17 protein-coding genes are annotated in these 16,479 nt (G+C 72.6%); 10 read left to right on the forward strand and 7 right to left on the reverse strand.

Annotation, left to right across the window (positions count from 1 at the left end; genetic code table 11):
• On the forward strand, nucleotides 1-100 hold a 100-nt coding region (locus tag LZG04_RS35000), incomplete at its 5' end, for an integrase core domain-containing protein (RefSeq protein ID WP_233814429.1).
• Between the two features lie 28 nt (nucleotides 101-128).
• Here LZG04_RS35000 and LZG04_RS35005 read toward each other — a convergent pair.
• A complete protein-coding gene (locus LZG04_RS35005; protein WP_233825332.1) occupies nucleotides 129-1,022 on the reverse strand; it encodes a LysR family transcriptional regulator in 894 nt (297 codons plus the stop codon).
• Nucleotides 1,023-1,098: 76 nt separating this feature from the next.
• Here LZG04_RS35005 and LZG04_RS35010 point away from each other — a divergent pair, with 76 nt between their 5' ends.
• The 3 genes from LZG04_RS35010 (at nucleotide 1,099) to LZG04_RS35020 (ending at nucleotide 4,097) form a co-directional block, all read left to right on the forward strand.
• Entirely contained in the window at nucleotides 1,099-2,034 is a 936-nt protein-coding gene (locus LZG04_RS35010) for a DMT family transporter (RefSeq protein ID WP_233825334.1), read from the forward strand.
• A gap of 195 nt (nucleotides 2,035-2,229) precedes the next feature.
• Nucleotides 2,230-2,640 (forward strand): SsgA family sporulation/cell division regulator, encoded by a 411-nt coding sequence (locus tag LZG04_RS35015; protein WP_233825336.1) that lies wholly within the window; start codon nucleotides 2,230-2,232, stop codon nucleotides 2,638-2,640.
• 35 nt (nucleotides 2,641-2,675) lie between these two features.
• Nucleotides 2,676-4,097, forward strand: coding sequence for a serine/threonine-protein kinase (locus LZG04_RS35020; RefSeq protein WP_308199631.1), 1,422 nt, complete (start codon nucleotides 2,676-2,678; stop codon nucleotides 4,095-4,097).
• Nucleotides 4,098-4,106: 9 nt separating this feature from the next.
• Here the strand turns inward: LZG04_RS35020 and LZG04_RS35025 are convergent, their stop codons facing one another.
• Complete coding sequence (locus LZG04_RS35025; protein ID WP_053721568.1) at nucleotides 4,107-4,757, reverse strand: response regulator transcription factor; 651 nt, start codon at nucleotides 4,755-4,757, stop codon at nucleotides 4,107-4,109.
• The gene (locus LZG04_RS35030; protein ID WP_233825338.1) at nucleotides 4,754-5,995 is read right to left on the reverse strand and encodes an ATP-binding protein; all 1,242 of its coding nucleotides are present in this window, start codon (nucleotides 5,993-5,995) and stop codon (nucleotides 4,754-4,756) included. The genes LZG04_RS35025 and LZG04_RS35030 overlap by 4 nt, the downstream gene beginning before the upstream one ends.
• A gap of 111 nt (nucleotides 5,996-6,106) precedes the next feature.
• Here LZG04_RS35030 and LZG04_RS35035 point away from each other — a divergent pair, with 111 nt between their 5' ends.
• Both LZG04_RS35035 and LZG04_RS35040 read left to right on the forward strand, forming a co-directional pair.
• Complete coding sequence (locus tag LZG04_RS35035; protein ID WP_233825340.1) at nucleotides 6,107-7,402, forward strand: PspC domain-containing protein; 1,296 nt, start codon at nucleotides 6,107-6,109, stop codon at nucleotides 7,400-7,402.
• A complete protein-coding gene (locus tag LZG04_RS35040) occupies nucleotides 7,395-7,598 on the forward strand; it encodes a hypothetical protein (protein WP_077010043.1) in 204 nt (67 codons plus the stop codon). Before LZG04_RS35035 ends, LZG04_RS35040 begins: the two co-directional genes overlap by 8 nt.
• Nucleotides 7,599-7,650: 52 nt before the next feature.
• On the opposite strand, the gene guaA is transcribed toward LZG04_RS35040, so the two are convergent.
• A complete protein-coding gene (guaA, locus tag LZG04_RS35045) occupies nucleotides 7,651-9,210 on the reverse strand; it encodes a glutamine-hydrolyzing GMP synthase (RefSeq protein WP_233825342.1) in 1,560 nt (519 codons plus the stop codon).
• A 51-nt stretch (nucleotides 9,211-9,261) separates the two neighbouring features.
• Between guaA and LZG04_RS35050 the strand changes: the two genes are divergently transcribed.
• Together LZG04_RS35050 and LZG04_RS35055 are read left to right on the forward strand one after the other, a co-directional pair.
• Nucleotides 9,262-9,981, forward strand: coding sequence for a phosphotransferase enzyme family protein (locus tag LZG04_RS35050; RefSeq protein ID WP_233825344.1), 720 nt, complete (start codon nucleotides 9,262-9,264; stop codon nucleotides 9,979-9,981).
• Nucleotides 9,982-10,079: 98 nt separating this feature from the next.
• Nucleotides 10,080-11,525: an aldehyde dehydrogenase family protein gene (locus LZG04_RS35055; RefSeq protein ID WP_233825346.1), complete on the forward strand. Its 1,446-nt coding sequence runs from the start codon at nucleotides 10,080-10,082 to the stop codon at nucleotides 11,523-11,525.
• Here LZG04_RS35055 and LZG04_RS35060 read toward each other — a convergent pair.
• Nucleotides 11,515-12,081, reverse strand: coding sequence for a TetR/AcrR family transcriptional regulator (locus LZG04_RS35060; RefSeq protein WP_233825348.1), 567 nt, complete (start codon nucleotides 12,079-12,081; stop codon nucleotides 11,515-11,517). The genes LZG04_RS35055 and LZG04_RS35060 overlap by 11 nt on opposite strands.
• A 78-nt stretch (nucleotides 12,082-12,159) precedes the next feature.
• Between LZG04_RS35060 and LZG04_RS35065 the strand changes: the two genes are divergently transcribed.
• The gene (locus LZG04_RS35065; RefSeq protein ID WP_233825350.1) at nucleotides 12,160-12,906 is read left to right on the forward strand and encodes an SDR family oxidoreductase; all 747 of its coding nucleotides are present in this window, start codon (nucleotides 12,160-12,162) and stop codon (nucleotides 12,904-12,906) included.
• Nucleotides 12,903-14,240, forward strand: a complete 1,338-nt coding sequence (locus LZG04_RS35070; protein ID WP_233825353.1) for a cytochrome P450 — start codon at nucleotides 12,903-12,905, stop codon at nucleotides 14,238-14,240. The genes LZG04_RS35065 and LZG04_RS35070 overlap by 4 nt, the downstream gene beginning before the upstream one ends.
• On the opposite strand, the gene LZG04_RS35075 is transcribed toward LZG04_RS35070, so the two are convergent.
• Together LZG04_RS35075 and LZG04_RS35080 are read right to left on the reverse strand one after the other, a co-directional pair.
• Nucleotides 14,215-15,510: an FAD-dependent monooxygenase gene (locus LZG04_RS35075; protein ID WP_233825355.1), complete on the reverse strand. Its 1,296-nt coding sequence runs from the start codon at nucleotides 15,508-15,510 to the stop codon at nucleotides 14,215-14,217. The genes LZG04_RS35070 and LZG04_RS35075 overlap by 26 nt on opposite strands.
• Nucleotides 15,507-16,466: an MBL fold metallo-hydrolase gene (locus tag LZG04_RS35080; protein WP_233825357.1), complete on the reverse strand. Its 960-nt coding sequence runs from the start codon at nucleotides 16,464-16,466 to the stop codon at nucleotides 15,507-15,509. The genes LZG04_RS35075 and LZG04_RS35080 overlap by 4 nt, the downstream gene beginning before the upstream one ends.
• Nucleotides 16,467-16,479: the final 13 nt, after the last annotated feature.

Here is a 16,479-nt window from a genome sequence, read left to right on the forward strand (position 1 = left end):
CCGCCTGGCCGCCCTGCCCTACTGGGTCCAGGACTACAACACCCGACGCGCCCACAGCGCCATCGGCGGCCAGCCCCCCATCACCCGACTGACCGCCTAAGCGTCAACAACGTCACGAATCAGTACACCTAGCGCGCGGACGCCTTCAGGCCGTCCAGCAGGCTGGTCACCGCGGGCGAGCCGACGCCGTCCCCGCGGATCGCCGCGCAGATGGTCCTGGTCGGCTCGGGGTGGCGCAGCTTGCGGATCACCACGCCGGGGTGCACGACGCCCAGGCTGAGCTTGGGCACGATGGTCACGCCGAGCCCGGCCGCGACGAAGCCCTGCGCGGTCGGGTAGTCGTCGGCCTCCACCACGATGTTGGGCGCGAACCCCGCGCCCGCGCACGCGTCGAGCACGATGTCGCGGCACGGCCCGGGCGGCGTCACGGCGTCCACCCACTGCTCGTCGGCCAGGTCGGCGAGGTCGACCACGCGCTTGCGGGTCAGCTCGTGGCCTCGCGGCAGCACGGCCAGGTAGGGGTCGTCGAGCAGGTGCACGAGGTGCACGCCGCGCGGCGGCTCGTTCTCCCGGTGGTGCACGACGATGGCCACGTCGGCGCGACCGGCCTCGACCTCCACCATCGGGTCGTCCGGTTCGGTGAGCTTGAGGTCGAGCTGCACGTCGGCGTGCTTGGCCCGGAACAGGGCCACGGCGGGCGGCACGAGCGCCGCGCCCGCGGTGGCGAAGTAGCGCACGCGCAGCCGCCCCGTGCGGCCCGCGCGCAAGTCGGCGAGCGCCGCCTCGGCCTCGACGAGCTTGTCGGTGATCTGCGCGGCGTGCTCGGTGAGCAGCCTGCCCGCCACGGTCGGCCGCACGCCCCGCCCGACCCGGTCCAGCAGCGGCAGGCCCGCCTGCTTCTCCAGGGCCGAGACCTGCTGGCTGACCGCCGAGGGCGTGTACCCGAGGTTGACCGCCGCGGCGGTGATGGAGCCGGTGGTGACCACGGCCCGGAGCACCTGCATGCGTCGCACGTCCAACATGACCCGACCATACAGCGTTGCTTAAGGGTCGTGCAGTTCTATTCACTTGTGCTGGATACTTCGCAGCGCGCAGAGTATGGCCGTGAACAAGCCTGGCACGCTGATCAGGATGGGTGTCCTGGCCCTGCTCTGGGGTTCCAGCTTCCTGTGGATCAAGATCGCGCTGACCGGTCTCTCGCCGGTCCAGATCACGCTGACCCGCACCGCGCTCGGCGCGGCGGTGCTGGTCGCCCTCGTCTACTGGAGCAAGCAGCGGTTGCCTCGGGACCGGGCGTCGTGGCTGCACCTGGGTTTCGCGGCGTTCTTCGGCAGCGCGGTGCCGTTCGCGCTGTTCGCGTTGGGCGAGCAGACGGTGGACTCCGGCGTGGCGGGCGTGCTCAACGCCACCACGCCGCTGTGGGCGCTGGGCATCGGCCTGGCCCTGGGCACGGAGCGTCAGCGCAACCCGGCCCGGTTCCTGGGCCTCGCGCTCGGCTTCGCGGGCGTGCTGCTCATCTTCGCGCCGTGGCAGAAGGCCGGGCTGGCCGGCTGGGGCGCGCTCGCGTGCCTGGCCGCCGCGGCCTCCTACGCGGTCAGCTACGCCTACGTCGGCCGCAAGGTCTCCGGGCGGGGCCTGACGCCGATGCAGATCTCCTCGTCGCAACTGGTGGCCGCGGCCGGCATGACGGCCCTGGTGGTGCCGGTGGCGGGGGCGCAGCCGGTGCACCTGTCCTGGCAGCCGCTGGTGGCCGTGGCGATCCTGGGCGTCTTCGGGACGGGCGTGGCGTTCGTGCTGAACTACCGCGTCATCGAGGACGAGGGCGCGACCAACGCGACGATGGTCGGCTACCTGCTGCCCGTGGTGTCGGTGCTGCTGGGCGCGCTGTTCCTCGGCGAGGCGCTCAACCTCCGCGTCGTGCTGGGCATGGTGATCGTGCTCGTCGGGGTCGCGCTGACCCGCAAGCAGCCCGCGACGGCGATCGTGCCGGTGGTCGAGGAGCGCGTCGCCGAGAAGGCGACTACGCTCAAGTGACCTGCGATAACGCACTGTTACCCATCGGTACGGCGGGCGGCGCGGCCTACTGAGACAGCCGTCCTGGGCAAACGGGTGGACTTGAGACCCAGGTCTCCCCCGATAGCGTGGTGTTCACGCGAACCTCGTCCCGATTCGCCCTCTCGGACGTCTCCTCACATGAGAGGGACGACTCCGGAAGGGAACCCACAGGCCATGAGCAACGACAGCATCACCATCACCACGACGTTCCACCTCCTCGTCCCGGGCGTGGCCCCGGCGCCGGTGGAGGCCGAGCTCCACTACGAGCCGGAGGACCCGTACGCGGTCGCTGTGCTGTTCCACACCGGCCAGGGCAAGGTCGAGTGGATCTTCGCCCGCGACCTGCTGGCGGACGGGCTGCTGACCTCCGCGGGCGAGGGCGACATCCTGGTCCGGCCGGCCGCCGACGACCCCGAGCGGGTGCTGGTGGAGCTGAACGCGCCCACGGGCTTCGCCATCCTGTCCGCCGACGCCGAGGACATCGCCGAGTTCCTGGACCTCACCTACGACGTGGTCCAGCCCGGCGAGGAGGACCTGTGGATCGACTTCGACCGCGAACTGGCCAAGCTGGTCTCGACCAACTGACCCTCGCGGGCCGCGCCATCACCTAACCTGCTGGCGTGGCGGAGTCCGGGGGGACGGGGACGGTCGGCGGTCGGTACGCGCTGGTCGAGCGCATCGGCGGCGGCGCGATGGGCGTCGTCTGGCGGGCGAAGGACCGGTTGCTGGACCGCGACGTGGCGGTGAAGCAGCTCCGGTGGCCCGACCTGACGGCCGACGAGGTCGAGGTGGCCAGGGCGCGGGCCATGCGCGAGGCGCGCAACGCGGCCCGGTTGCAGCACCCCGACGCGATCTCCGTGTTCGACGTGGTGGTGGAGGACGACCGGCCTTGGCTGGTCATGGAGTACCTGCCCTCGCGCAGCCTGGCGGGGCTGGTGGCGCAGCGGGGCGGGCTGAGCCCGGACGAGGCGGCCCGGATCGGCGCCCGGGTGGCGGCCGCGCTGGCCGCGGCGCACGCGGCGGGCATCGTGCACCGGGACGTGAAGCCGTCCAACGTGCTCATCGGGCACGACGGCAAGGTCAAGCTCACCGATTTCGGCATCTCGCGGGCCGCGGGCGACGGCACGCTCACCGCCAACGGCATGATCACCGGGACACCGGCCTACCTGGCGCCCGAGGTGGCGCGCGGGGAGCAGCCGTCCCAGGCGTCCGACGTGTTCTCGCTGGGCGCGACGCTGTACGCGGCGATCGAGGGCAAGTCGCCGCACGGGGTGAGCGACAACAGCTTCGGGCTGCTGTACCGGGCCGCGGCGGGGCTGATCGAGCCGCCTGCGCGTTCCGGGGCGTTGACGGGGGTGTTGACGCGGTTGCTCGCCGCCGAGCCCGCTGAGCGGCCCACGGCGGCCGAAGCGGTCGAGCTGCTGGCCGACCTCGGATCGCAGGTCACGCCCGACCCGCCGGTCGCGGACGAGCCGGGCGGGCAGGAGCCGGGCGGGCAAGGGCCGGGCGGGCAAGGGCCGGGCGGGCAAGGGCCGGAACCCCGGGTCGAGGCGCGGTCGACCGAGGGCGGGGGCGAGGGCGGCGGGGGTGCGAAGCGGAAGCGGTGGCTCGCGCCGGTCGTGGCGGCGGTGGTGCTGCTGGTCGTCGCGGGTGCGGTCGCGGTGGCCGCGCTCCAGCCGTGGCGCTTCGGGGCAGGCACGTCGACGGCACCGAACGCGGCGGACGCGGCGGCGGACGCGGAGGCGGCCGCCGGGTTGGTGCGCCGGCACTACGACCTGCTGCCCGAGAACACGTCGGCGGCCTACGAGAACCTGGCCGTGTCGTTCCGCCAGCCGTTCGAGGAGTACCAGCGGTTCTGGAGCCAGTACGACGACGTGCGCACCGACCAGTTCGAGGCCGTGCAGGACCACCCGACCAGGTTCCTGGTCAGGGTGAGGGTGACCTTCGTGCGACGCCCGTCGGAGGTGGCGGGCCTCTACCAGCTCGTGGTCGAGCAGGTCGACGGCAGGCTCCAGATCAGCTCGTCCGAGCAGCTGGGCTAGCCCCGCCGGTCAGACCAGGCGGCGGTCCGACGCCCAGCGCGACAGCTCGTACCGGTTCGACAGCTGCGTCTTGCGCAGCACGCTCGACACGTGCGTCTCGACCGTCTTCACCGAGATGAACAGCTCCGACGCGATCTCCTTGTACGCGTAACCCCGCGCGAGCAGCCGCAGCACGTCCCGTTCCCGCGGGGTCAGCAGGTCCAGCTCGGGGTCGCTGATCGGGGCCGCGCCCGGCCGGTCGGCGAACGCGTCCAGCACGAACCCGGCCAGCCGCGGGCTGAACACCGCGTCGCCCTCCGAGACCCGCACGACCGCGCGCACCAGCTCCTGGCTGGAGATGGTCTTCGTCACGTACCCGCGCGCGCCGGCCCTGATGACCGCGATGACGTCCTCGGCGGCGTCGGACACCGACAGCGCCAGGAACACCACCTCCGGCAACGCGGTGCGCACCTGCCGCAGCACCTCCGCGCCACCGCCGTCGGGCATGTGCACGTCCAGCAGCACCACGTCCGGGCGGTGGTGCCCGATGCCCGCCACCGCCTCGCCGACCGAACCGGCCTCGCCGACGACCTCGATCTCGTCGGTGATCGAGTCCAGCTCGGCCCGCACCCCGGCGCGGAACAACGCGTGGTCGTCCACCAGGAACACCCGAACGGTCATGTCCTGGCCCCCGTCTCTCGCTTGTCTGCGGTCTTCCTCGGCATCATCAGCTGCACCTCCGTGCCCTCACCCAACCGGGTGCGGATCCGGACTTCGCCGCCGTGCCGGTCCATCCTCCCCCCAATCGAGTCCGCGAGGCCATGCCGGTCCTCCGGCACGGTCTGCGGGTCGAAGCCCTTGCCCCGGTCGCGGACGAAGACGGTCACCCGTTCGGGTTCGACCTCGCCGTACACGCTGATCTCCGCGACGCCCGCGTGCTTGGCCGCGTTGACCATCGCCTCCCGGGCGGCCTGCACCAGGGCGTACAGGTTCGGGTCGAGGTGGCAGTCGCCGACCACGACCTGCTGCACGGCCAGCGCGAAGCTGTCCTCCACCTCGCCCGACGCCTTGGCGATCGCGGCGGACATGGTGGTCGGCTGGCTGTTGTCCTCCACGATCCGCCCGTACAGCCACTCGCGCAGCTGCCGCTCCTGGCCCCGCGCCAGGCGCTTGACCTCGCGCGGCTGCTCGGCCTGCTTCTGGATCAGGGCGAGCGTCTGGAGCACCGAGTCGTGCAGGTGGGCGGCGATCTCGGCGCGCTCCTCGGTGCGGATGCGGACCCGGCGCTCCTCGCCCAGGTCGTTGATCAGCTTGATCCACAGCGGCACGGTGAGCACCGCCACGCCACCCAGCGTGGCGACCACCGCCAGCAGCGCGAACCGGAGCTGGTCGATGCCGTAGCTGTTGACCAGCAGGACGCCGATGCCGATGGCGACCAGCGCCACGCCCGCGAGGACGCGCACGATCGTGCTGCGGCCCGTGCCGCCGAGGATCCCGGACTTCGCGCCGTCACGCCACCGGCGGCGCTGCGCCTCGTCGGCCTCGCGCCAGACCACGGCCGCGCCCACGAGGGCGACCGCGAGCGGTCCGGCGATCCAGCCGCTGAGCGGGCCGGAGAACAGGCCGGCCAGCACGGCCGCGCCGATGCCCAGCGCGACCAGGCCCAGGGCCTGCTGGCGTTCCCTCGGGTTCGCGGCCTCCTCCGGCTCGCCGGCGGCCCGTTGGGGCACGAACAGCCACAGCAGGCCGTACGCGATCACGCCGACGCCGTTGAGCGCGGTCAGCGCGGCGAACGCCGCCCGCACCCAGAACACCTCGATGCCGAGGTGGTCGGCGACACCACCGGCCACGCCCGCGACCACCCGGCCGGTCCGCCTGCGGCGCACCGGCTCGACGGCGGTCTTCGTCTCCACGCTCACCCCTCGATGGTCACACGCGGGTCCGGGCCGGTCATCAGGGTTCCACCCGATGCCCGGTTCAGGGTGGGTCCCCGATGTGCGCGGGCACGTCGGGGACGCAAGCTTGTCGTCGTGAGCGGGAGCATCAGCGCAGCGAGCGTCGAAGAGACGCTGAAGGACTTCTGGGCCACTCGGCCCAGGCGGCCTCACGACGGTCGCAAGATCGCCGGTGTCGCCGCCGGTATCGCCCAGCGGTACCAGATCGACCCGGTCATCGTCCGGGTCGCGTTCGTGGCCATGGCCCTGTGCAACGGGGCCGGGCTGCTCGTCTACCTGCTCGGCTGGTTGTGGCTCGCGCAGACCGACGACGAGGTGTCGGCGGCGGAGTCGCTGCTCGGGCGGGGGCGCAGCTCGACGCCGACGGCGTTGACGGTGCTGCTCGGGCTCGCGGTGATCCCGGCGACCGGGTTCTTCGTGGACGGCGGGTTCACCATGGTCGGCGGCGTGCTGCTGTCCGTGGGCGCGATCTACCTGCTGCACCGCGGTCGCGGGCAGCTCAACCGGCCGGAGCCGACGGTGGCGTTCGGGACGGGGGACGGGGTCGGCGGTCTCGGCGGCGGGATCGGCGGGGTCGGGGACGGGGTTCAGGTCGGTGACGGTGCGGGGGGCAAGGTGTCGACGGAGGAGCAGACGACCGGGCGCGTGACGCCACCGGCCTGGGACCCGCTGGGTGCCGCGCCGTTCGCCTGGGACCTGCCCGAGCCGGGGGGCGTGCCGGAGCCCGCGGGTGCTCAGCCCGCGCCGGTGGCCGCGCGTCGGCCCAGGTCACGGGTCGGGGTGGCGACGTTCGGCGCGGCGCTCGTGGTGCTGGCCGGGTCGCTGGTGGCGTCGTCGTACTCGGACTGGTTCCACGCCGAGCACGTGCTGGGGCTGCTGGTCGCGGTGCTGGGCGCGGGGATGGTGCTCGGCTCGTTGCGCGGCGACGGCGGGCGCGGGCTGATCTGGCTCGTGGTGCCGCTGTCGGTGGTCGGGGTGGTGCTGACGTCGGTGGACTTCGACGTCGACGCCGATCAGATGGGCAGCACGCGGGCCAAGCCGACCACGCTGGAAGAGGTGCGGGACCGGTACACGGCCGGCGTCGGCGAGGTCGAGCTGGACCTGACCGCGTTGCCCGTCGACCGGGCGGCGACCGTGACCACGGACGTCGAGGTCGGGTTGGGCAGCGCGCGGGTCAGGGTGCCCGCCGACGCCGACGTGACGGTGGACTGCCGGACCGACCTGGGCTCGGTGCGCTGCCTCGGCCGCGAGTCCGACGGCGAGGGCAGGCACGAGGAGGTCACCGATTACGGGTCCGACGGGCCCGGTGGGTTGAAGATCGTGCTGGACGTGCGCAGCGATCTCGGAGAGGTGGAGGTGAGTCGTGGCTGACCAGGATTCGGTCGAGAAGCGCGGTGTGGACGTGGTGGGGCTGGTGTTCGGGGTCGCGGCCCTGGTCGCGGCCGCCTACATGCTCTCCGACGGCGCGTCGTGGCCCGACTTCCTCGACCTGAGGTGGGCGTTGGCCGGAGGGGCGATGGTGATCGGGCTGGGGTTGCTGGCGGGGTCGGCTCGTCGGCGGCGCTGAGGGGGTTCGGAAAGGGAGAAGGGCCCGTCCTGGGGAGGACGGGCCCTTCTTGCTACTCCCACTCGATGGTGCCCGGCGGCTTGCTCGTCACGTCCAGCACCACGCGGTTGACCTCGGCCACCTCGTTGGTGATGCGGGTCGAGATGCGCTCCAGCACGTCGTACGGCAGGCGCGTCCAGTCCGCGGTCATGGCGTCCTCGCTGGACACCGGGCGCAGGACCACCGGGTGGCCGTACGTGCGGCCGTCACCCTGCACGCCCACGCTGCGCACGTCGGCGAGCAGCACGACCGGGCACTGCCAGATCTGGCGGTCCAGGCCCGCGCTGGTCAGCTCCTCGCGGGCGATCGCGTCGGCCTTGCGCAGGACGTCCAGCCGCTCCTGGGTGACCTCGCCGATGATCCGGATGCCGAGGCCCGGACCGGGGAACGGCTGGCGCTGCACGATCGTCTCGGGCAGGCCCAGCTCGGTGCCGACCCGGCGGACCTCGTCCTTGAACAGCGCGCGGAGGGGCTCGACCAGGGTGAACTGGAGGTCGTCCGGCAGCCCGCCGACGTTGTGGTGGCTCTTGATGTTCGCCGCGCCCGCGCCGCCGCCGGACTCGACCACGTCCGGGTAGAGCGTGCCCTGGACCAGGAACCGGTAGTCGCCCTCGGCCTTGAGGTCGCGTTCGGCCTGCTCGAAGACGCGGATGAACTCACGGCCGATGATCTTGCGCTTCTGCTCCGGGTCGGTGACGCCCTTGAGCGCGTCGAGGAACCGCTCGCGGGCGTCGACGGTGACCAGGTTGACGCCGGTCGCGGCCACGAAGTCGCGCTCGACCTGCGCCCGCTCCCCTGCGCGCAGCAGGCCGTGGTCGACGAAGACGCAGGTCAAGCGGTCACCGATGGCGCGCTGGACGAGCGCGGCCGCCACGGCGGAGTCGACGCCGCCGGACAGGCCGCAGATCGCCTTGCCGTCGCCGACCTGCTCGCGGATCAGGGCCACCTGCTCGTCCACGATCGAGGAGGTCGTCCACTGCGGCCGGATGCCCGCGATCTCGTGCAGGAACCGGCGCAGCACCTCCTGGCCGTGCGGCGAGTGGCCGACCTCGGGGTGGTACTGGACGCCCGCGAACCGGCGCTCGGGATCCTCGAACGCGGCCACCGGCGCGCCTTCGCTGGTCGCGGTGACCGTGAAGCCGTCGGGGGCCTTGGTGACGCAGTCGCCGTGGCTCATCCACACGGGGTGGTTGGCGGGCAGCTCCTCGTGCAGCAGGCCGCCGGTGTGCTGGACGCCGAGCTCGGTGCGGCCGTACTCGCGGGTGCCGGTGTGCTCGACCGTGCCGCCCAGCGCACCCGCCATGGCCTGGAAGCCGTAGCAGATGCCGAAGACCGGGACGTTCATCTCGAACAGCTTCGGGTCGACCTGCGGCGCGCCCGGCTCGTAGACGCTCGACGGGCCGCCCGACAGCACGATGGCGGCCGGGTCGCGTTCCAGCAGCTCCGCCACGGGTGTGGTGTGCGGGACGACTTCCGAGTAGACCTGCGCCTCCCGGACTCGCCGGGCGATCAGCTGCGCGTACTGCGCGCCGAAGTCGACTACCAGCACAGGGCGGTTGCTGCTCTCGGCCACTGGGGGAAAACCTCTCGTCTGGCGGATCCGCGCAGGTGAAGGATGTCATGCGTGCAGGAGGAAGTGCTCACCGGAGGCGGGCTCAACGAGGTCGTGCGGGTCGGGTCGACGGTCCGGCGGCCGGTCGGACCGTGGACGCCCAACGTGCACCGGCTGCTGGAACACCTTGCCCCGCTTGGCATTTCGCCGGTGCCGCACGGGGTGGAGGTGGTGGGCGGCCGGGAGCGCGAGGTGTTGTCGTACCTGGAGGGTGAGGTCGGCCACCCGCCGTTGAGGGACGAGTTGCGGTCGGACGAGGTGTTGGTGGCGGTGGCGCGGATGGCACGTCGGTTGCACGACGCGTCGGCCGCGTTGGTCGGGGTCGCGGAGGGGTGGCAGTTCCCGGCCGTCGAGCCGGTCGAGGTGATCTGCCACAACGACCTCGCGCCCTACAACATGGTGTTCCGGGACGGGCTGCCGGTCGGGGTGTTCGATTTCGACGGTGCGCGGCCGGGGCCGCGGTGGTGGGACATCGCGTACACGGCGTATTGCCTGGTGCCGTTCTCGCCGGAATTCGGCGAGGTGGAGGACCAGCGGCGGCGGGCGGAATCGTTCTGCGCGGCGTACGAAATCGAAGTGGCCGGGATGGGACGGCGGGTGCTGGCGCGGCTGGACGACATGGTCACGATGATCCGGGAACGACCCGAGTTCCGGCGGCAACGCGAAGAGGGGCACGACGCGTACTACTTGCGGCACATCGACTACGTGCGCGAGAACTTTTCGGACCTGTAGCGGCGCCGGTCGCCCGCCGCGCCGGTCCGGTCGCCGCGAACGGGTGACGTCCAAGATCACTAGGCCGAAGTGCGCGGGTCGGGCATACGGTGTTCGGCATGGACGCGTTCACGCCCCAGCCACGGCCTTGTTGGATCGCCGGACACGCCGAACAGGGCGCTTCCGCCCTCGCCGTGCACCACCCGTTCGACGGAACCGAGGTGGCCTCGGTCGCCGTGCCGGGACCGGAGCAGGTGGAGCGGGCCGTCGCCGCCGCGGCGGCGGTGGCGAAGCAGTTCCGGCGCACGCCCGCGCACGTGCGGGCCCAGGCGCTGCTCCAGGTGTCGCAGGCGTTGACCGAGCGGGCCGAGGAGATCGCGGAGACGATCACCGCCGAGAACGGCAAGCCGTTGAAGTGGGCCGAGATCGAGGTGCGGCGGGCGGTGAGCACGTTCCGGTTCGCGGCCGAGGAGGCGCGGCGGTTCACCGGCGACCTCCAGCGCTTGGACACCGACGTCAGCGGCGAGGGCCGGTTGGCGGTGGTCCGGCGGGTGCCGCGCGGGCCGGTGCTCGCGGTCGCGCCGTTCAACTTCCCGTTGAACCTGGTCGCGCACAAGGTCGCGCCGGCGTTGGCGGTCGGCGCGCCGGTGATCGTGAAGCCCGCCTCGGCCACGCCGTTGTCGGCGTTGTTGTTGGGCGAGTTGCTGGCGGAGACGGAATTGCCCGAGGGCGCGTTCTCCGTGTTGCCGGTGCGCGGGTCGGACATGAAGAGCCTGGTCACCGACGAGCGGTTGCCCGTCATTTCCTTCACCGGGTCAACCGGGGTCGGGTGGTCGTTGGCGGACTCCGCCCCGCGCAAGCACGTGGTGATGGAGTTGGGGTCCAATTCGGCGGCGATCGTGTGCGCGGATTGGGACGATCTGGATTTCGCGGCGCGGCGGATCGCCACGTTCGGGAACTACCAGGGCGGCCAGTCGTGCATCGCGGTGCAGCGGGTCCTGGTGCACCGCGCCGTGGCCGAGGAGTTCGTGCCGAAGCTGGTCGAGGCGGTGCGGGGGCTGAAGACTGGCGACCCGCACGACCCCGAGGTCGAGGTCGGGCCGCTGATCGACGAGGACAACGCCCGACGGGTCGAGGAGTGGGTCGCCGAGGCCGTGGCCGGCGGCGGCGTGCTGCACGTCGGGGGCGGGCGGTCGGGCACGTCCGTCGAGCCGACCGTGGTGCAGGACGTGCCGGCGGACGCGAAGCTGTGGCGCGAGGAGGTGTTCGGGCCCGTGCTGGCGGTGGCCGTGGTGGACTCGGTGGACGAGGCGTTCGAACTGGCCAACGCGACGGAGTACGGGTTGCAAGCGGGTGTGTTCACCAAGGACGTGACGGTGGCGTTCGCGGCGGCGGCGGAGTTGGAGGTCGGTGGGGTGATCATCGGCGACGTGCCGTCCTACCGGGCCGACCAGATGCCCTACGGCGGGGTGAAGGGGTCGGGCACGGGACGCGAGGGCGTGCGGTCGGCGATGGAGGACTTCACCGAGGAGCGCACGATGGTGCTCACCGGCATCACTCTTTGAGCGCGCCCTTGGCGAGCATCAGCAAGCCGTTGACCAGGTCGTCCGCGCCGGAGCCGGTGGCCAGGGCACGCAGTTTGAGGCCCATGACCATGCCGACGACGGCACTGGCGACCTGGTCGGCGTCCTTGACGCCGATGGAGGCCAGCACGGTCGCGGCGAGCTTGTCGTAGGCGGCGAAGCACTCGGCGGCGGCGGCGCGCAGCTCCGGGTCGCGGCCGGCGTGCAGGTACAGCTCGTAGGGCGCGATGCGCTCGCTGTCGGTGCCGGTGGCCTCGGCCACCTGCCCGACGATGTCCGCCACCTGGTGCAGGTCGGCGCACGAGGCCCGGTTGTCGGTGGCCAGCTCGCCGAAGCGCCTCGTCTCCTCGGTGACGAAGTGGCGCAGGCTCTCGCGCAGCAAGTCCTGCTGGGTGGCGAAGTGGTAGGTGACGGAGCCGAGCGAGACCCCCGCCTCCTGCGCGATGCGCCGGTTGGTCACGCCCGCGACGCCGTCGTCACCGATGATCCGCAGCACGGCCGCGATGATCCGCTGCCTCGTCTCGGCCGGTCTCGTCATGTCGTTCATTGTCCGCCATGGGACGGGCGGCCGGATTCGCGATACTGTTCGTTCGAACGAACAGTATCGGGAGGGCGCATGAAGGTCTCGGGATCGACCGTGTTGGTGACCGGCGCGACGGGCGGGATCGGGCAGTCGATCGCACGCGTGCTGGCCGGACGCGGGGCGAAGCTGGTCCTGACCGGACGGAAGGTCGCCGAGCTGGAGCGGCTCGCCGACCAGGTCGGTGGGCGCGCGGTGGTGGCGGACCTGGCCGACGGGGTCGGGCGGTTGCTGGACGAGGTCGGGGCGGTGGACGTGCTGGTGGCCAACGCGGCGCTGCCGGCCGGTGGGGCGTTGGTGGAGCTCACCGCCGAGCAGGTGAGGCGGGCGTTGGCGGTGAACCTGGAAGCGCCCGTCGAGCTGGCCCGCGGGTTGGTGCCGTCGATGGTGCGGGCGGGGCGCGGGCACGTGGTGCTCGTCGGGTCGTTGGCGGGCAAGGTGGCGTCGGCGCACAGCTCGCTCTACAACGCGACGAAGTTCGGGCTGCGCGGCTTCGCGCTGGGGCTGCGGGAGGACCTGCGGGGCACCGGGGTGGGCGTGTCGGTCGTGCAGCCCGGCTTCGTGCGGGACGCCGGGATGTTCGCCGACACGGGCGCGAAGCCGCCCGCCGGGATGCGGACGGTGTCGCCGGAGCAGGTCGCGGCCGGGGTGGTGGAGGCGATCGAGGAGGACCGCGCCGAGGTGAACGTGGCACCGCCGGAGCTGCGGGTGATCAGCACGCTCGGCGGCGCGTTCCCCGCGTTCTCGTCGGGGTTGCAGCGGCGGTTGGCGGGCCGGCGGTGACGGCCGCGGTGATCCCGCACCCGAAGTGGCGGGTGCCGTTCCTGGGTGACGTGCTGGGCACCAACCGGCACACGCCGGTGCAGGACACGATGCGGCTGGGGCGCGAGCTGGGGCCCATCTTCACCCGGCGGTTCCTCGACCAGGAGATCGTGTTCGTGGGCGGGGCGGCGTTGGCGGCGGAGCTGGCCGACGAGTCGCGGTTCGCCAAGCACCTCGCGCTGGGTGTGGAGGCGTTGCGGGACGTCGGCGGGGACGGGCTGTTCACCGCCTACAACGACGAGCCGAACTGGAAGGCGGCGCACGACGTGCTGCTGCCCGCGTTCACGCAGAGCGCGATGCGCGCCTACCACCCGACGATGGTGGACGTGACGGCGCAGCTCGTCGCGAAGTGGGACCGGGGCGGGGTCGTCGACGTGTCGGCGGACATGACGAAGCTGACGCTGGAGACGATCGGGCGGGTCGGGTTCGGGTACTCGTTCGAGTCGTTCTCGCGGTCGCAGACCCACCCGTTCGTGCGGGCGATGACCGGGTCGTTGCGGTACGCGCAGCGCAAGAACTTCGTGATCCCGGTGCTGCGCAAGCTGTTCGGGCGCGAGGCGGAGGAGCGCTACCAGCGCGACCTCGCGTACCTGGCGCGGGTCGTGGACGAGGTGGTCCGGTCGCGGCGGGGGTCGGGCGGGTCGGACCTGCTGGGGCTGATGCTGTCCTCGGGTGAGCTGGACGAGGTGAACGTCCGCAACCAGGTGATCACGTTCCTGGTGGCGGGGCACGAGACGACGTCCGGCGCGCTGTCGTTCGCCCTGTACTACCTGTCGCGGCACCCCGAGGTGGTCGAGCGGGCCCGCGCGGAGATCGACGCGGTGTGGGGCGCGGCGGACGTGCCGGAGTTCGAGCAGGTCACGAAGCTGCGGTACGTGCGGCGGGTGCTGGACGAGGCGCTGCGGCTGTGGCCGACGGCGCCGGCGTTCGCGCGGGAGGCGCGGTCGGACACCGTGCTCGGCGAGCGGTACCCGATGCGGGCCGGCCAGTGGGCGTTGGTGCTGCTGCCGCTGGTGCACCGCGACCCGTCGGTGTGGCGGTCGCCGGAGGAGTTCGACCCGGACCGGTTCCAGCCGGCGGCGGTGAAGGCGCGGCCCGCGCACGTCTACAAGCCGTTCGGCACGGGTGAGCGGGCGTGCATCGGGCGGCAGTTCGCGGTGCACGAGGCGACGCTGGCGCTGGCCACCGTGCTGCGGCGGTACGACCTGGTGGCGCCGGCGGACTACGAGCTGCGGGTGGCCGAGATGCTGACGCTGAAGCCGGAGGGGTTCACGGTGACGCCTCGGCGGCGGTGAAGCCCTTCGCGCGGCGCAGGGCCCGGCCGAGGTCGGTCCCGGTGGCGGCGGTGTGGCCGTCGGGGCGGACCAGCGCGTCGCCCTCGACGGTGAAGCCGGGGCCGTAGCGGTGGCTGTCCGGGCGCAGCTCGCCGTCGCCGTTGGTGGTCAGCGGCGAGTCCCGGTAGGCGAAGGGCTCGAAGAGCTTGCCGGAGTCGATCTCGTCGGTGCGGGCGTCGGCCAGGACGCGGTGGCGGTGGGCGCGTTCGGCTTCGGTCCGCGGCACCAGGAAGCGCATGGTGGCGTCGGTGACGCGCAGGTTCTCGTCGGCGGCCGCGGCGCGTTCGTGGTGGTAGGAGTCGAGCAGGTGCGGGCCGGCTTCGCCCGCCCGGTCGAGGGCGATCTTCCACGCGGCGTTGTCGGCGTCGCAGATCCCGGAGTTGAGGCCGCGCGCGCCGAACGGGCTCATCACGTGGGCGGCGTCACCCGCCAGCAGGACGTCGCCGACGCGGAAGCGCTCGGCCCGGCGCTGGTGGAAGCGGTAGGTGGACTGCCAGAGGACCTCGTGCGGGCGGTCGCCGGTCACGGCCCGGACGTGCTCCGGGGTGAGCTCGAAGTCCTCGGGCACCTGCCAGTCGACGCGGTGGACGCCGTCGGGCTGGGGGTGGACGAGCACCTGGCGGCCGGGGTGCCACGGCGGGTCGAAGTAGAAGCGGCGCTCGGGCTCGCGGTGGCCCAGGTCGACGCGGATGTCGGCGATGACGAACCGGTCGTCGTAGGAGTGCCCCTCGAACGGGATGCCGAGCAGGTGCCGGACGGTGGAGTGCGCGCCGTCGGCGGCGACGCAGTGCGTGCCCTCGAACGTCCGGCCTTGCGCCTGCACGATGACGTGGTCGGCCTGCCGCACGTGGTCGACCCGGCAGCCGAAGCGGACGTCCACGAGAGGTTCCGTTCGGGCTTTGGCGTGCAGGATGCGTTCGACGGTCGTCTGAGGGGTGTTGACGAACGGCGGGAAGCCGTCCGCGCGCGGCAGCTCGACGGTCAGCACCTCGCGGTCGCGGAAGTAGGTGCGGCCGCGGTACCAGGTGACGCCCGCGTCCACGACCGCCCGGCCGACGCCGACGCGTTCGAGGATGTTCAGCACGTCCCGGTGCACGCAGATGGAGCGGCTGCCGATCGCCGCGTGCCGCTCGGCCGCCTCCAGCACGGTCGTCGGCACGCCGGCGCGGGCCAGCAGGAGCGCGGTGGTCAGCCCCACCGGGCCCGCCCCGACCACCAGCACCGGTGTCATCGCAGCGCCGCCCACACCTCGCGGTCCCGTTCGGCGGTCCAGATCCGGGGCCACTGCACCCCGTCGCACTCGTCCCAGTACCGCTGCACGTCGAACGGCAGGCAGTGCTCGAAGATCGGCCACCGGCCGTAGCGCGGTGCCAGGGCGGCGTGCGCGGCCTCGAACGCCTCCTTCACCGTGCCGCCGCCGAGGTGCACCGTGCCGACCGTGCGGCGCAGCTCGTCCAGGAAGTGCCGCGACTGCGCGATGGCCGCCTCGACCTCGGTCCGGTCCCGCGCGGGCGCGCCGCGGCCGCCGACGAGCTGCTCCGCGCCCAGCGCGGCCACGCGGTCCAACGTCGTCGTGGCCCACTCGTCGTGGAACGCGTCACCGGTGTAGAGGGCGGCCTGGGACTCGACGAGGTCGCCCGCGAACAGGATGCGCTGGTGCGGCAGCCACGCCACGACGTCGCCCGCGGTGTGGCCGCGCCCGCAGAAGCGCAGCTCCACCTCGCCCCGGTCGCCGCCGAGCGGGATGGTGAGCCGGTCGGAGAACGTGACCGTCGGCCAGGTCAGGCCGGGGATGCCCTCGGGTTCCTCGAACAGCCGGGGCATGCGGCCGTACTCGCTGAGCCAGTCCTCCCGGCCGCGTTCGGCGATCAACGTCCGGGTGGTGTCGTGGGCGATGACCTCGGCGGCGTCGAACGCGCTCGCGCCGAGCGTGCGCACCGCGTGGTAGTGGGTGAGCACCAGGTGGCGGACGGGCTTGTCGGTGTGCTCGCGGAGCAGGTCGAGCCAGCGCCGGGCAGCCTTCGGCGTGGCCCGCGCCTCGATGCAGACGAGGAAGTCCTCGCCCTCGATCGCGCCGACGTTCGGGTCGCCCTCGGCGGTGAGGGCGTAGACGCCGTCGGCGAGTTCGACGAACCGCTCGTCCTTGGGGGTCAGGTCGGCACTGGACGCGAACGGCTTCGATGCCACACCACCCACCATA

Origin of the sequence: Saccharothrix sp. S26 (genome assembly GCF_021390395.1) — a bacterium.
Lineage (GTDB): Bacteria > Actinomycetota > Actinomycetes > Mycobacteriales > Pseudonocardiaceae > Actinosynnema.